The organism is Romboutsia sp. 13368, assembly GCF_018336475.1.
Taxonomy (GTDB): Bacteria; Bacillota; Clostridia; order Peptostreptococcales; family Peptostreptococcaceae; genus Romboutsia.
In genome coordinates this window covers 2,201,503-2,202,931 of record NZ_CP048741.1, presented here as the reverse complement: position 1 = coordinate 2,202,931, position 1,429 = coordinate 2,201,503, and the positions used below count along the sequence as shown (strand labels likewise).

The 1,429-nt window shown below is 26.1% G+C and carries 2 protein-coding genes; both read left to right on the top strand.

Features of this window, described 5'->3' with window-relative positions:
- Nucleotides 1–50: 50 nt before the first annotated feature.
- Entirely contained in the window at nucleotides 51–680 is a 630-nt protein-coding gene (gene nth, locus G3997_RS09190; protein WP_296645480.1) for an endonuclease III, read from the top strand.
- Nucleotides 681–757: 77 nt separating this feature from the next.
- Nucleotides 758–1,228, top strand: a complete 471-nt coding sequence (gene trmL / locus G3997_RS09185) for a tRNA (uridine(34)/cytosine(34)/5-carboxymethylaminomethyluridine(34)-2'-O)-methyltransferase TrmL (RefSeq protein ID WP_296645479.1) — start codon at nucleotides 758–760, stop codon at nucleotides 1,226–1,228.
- Nucleotides 1,229–1,429 lie beyond the last annotated feature (201 nt).

Here is a 1,429-nt window from a genome sequence, read left to right as displayed (position 1 = left end):
TAAATTAATTGATATAAATAAATAGATAAGGAATGTAAGGTAGAAAAAATATGAAGAATATTAATAAAGTTTTAGATATATTAGAAGAAACATACCCAGATGCAAAATGCGAATTAGAGTACACAACTCCATTTGAATTACTAGTAGCTACAATATTATCTGCTCAATGTACAGATGTTAGGGTTAACAAAGTAACAGGTGAAATGTTTAAAAAATATAATACACCAGAAGACTTTACAAAACTTAGTATAAAAGAAATAGAAGAAGAAATAAAAACCTGTGGATTATTTAGAAGTAAAGCTGAGAAAATAAAACAAACATCAGAAAAACTATGTGATGTGTATAATGGAGAAGTTCCAAATACTTTAGAGGAGTTAACTAAACTTCCAGGTGTAGGTAGAAAAACAGCTAATGTAGTACTTAGTAATGCTTTTGGTCAAGATGCAATGGCAGTTGATACACATGTATTTAGAGTTTCAAATAGAATCGGTATAGTTAATACTTCAACGCCAGAAAAAACGGAGTTTCCTCTTATGGAGGCTATACCTAAAAAGAGATGGTCACATTCACATCATTTATTAATTTTTCATGGAAGAAGAATTTGTAAAGCTAGAAAACCTGAGTGTGAAATATGCCCTATAACAAAATATTGTAAGTATTATAAAGATAACTTTAAATAAAGTAAGTTCTTAGAAGTATAAATTTCTGTTATAATTGTAAATATCATAAAAGATAGTTATAAAATAGGAGGATTAAAATGTCATTAAATGTAGTTTTAGTAGAACCAGAAATACCTCAAAATACAGGTAATATAATAAGAACATGTGCAGCAACAGGAACAACACTTCACTTAGTAAGACCATTAGGGTTTTCTTTAGAAGATAAATATTTAAAAAGAAGTGGACTTGATTACTGGGATATAGCAAATATACAATATTATGATAGCTTTGAAGAAGTAGTAGAAAAAAATCCAAATGGAACATTTTTCTATGCAACAACAAAGGTTAATCAAGCTCATTCAGATGTAAAGTATGTTGAAAATTCATTTATAGTCTTTGGAAAAGAAACTAAAGGATTACCAGAAACACTTATAAAAGAAAACTTAGATACATGTATAAGAATACCAATGCTAAATCTTGAAAAAGCTAGGTCTTTAAATTTATCTAACTCAGTTGCTATAGTAGTCTATGAAGCATTAAGACAGTTAGATTATCCAGGAATGAGATAATTACATATTAATATAAAAAATGATACTAAATAGATATTGTACATCTCGAGTGTCATTTTTTTATATCTAAATTTAATATTAAAAACAATACAATAAATAGTATGTCATATATAAATAAATAAAACGAATAATACAATATTATTTTACAAAAACTTATACATAATAAAAGTATAATATATACAATTTTTTGTAGAAAAAAAA

Coding starts and splice junctions, on each gene's coding strand:
- nth (WP_296645480.1), top strand. CDS start 51: ATGAAGAATATTAATAAAGTTTTAGATATATTAGAAGAAACATACCCA.
- trmL (WP_296645479.1), top strand. CDS start 758: ATGTCATTAAATGTAGTTTTAGTAGAACCAGAAATACCTCAAAATACA.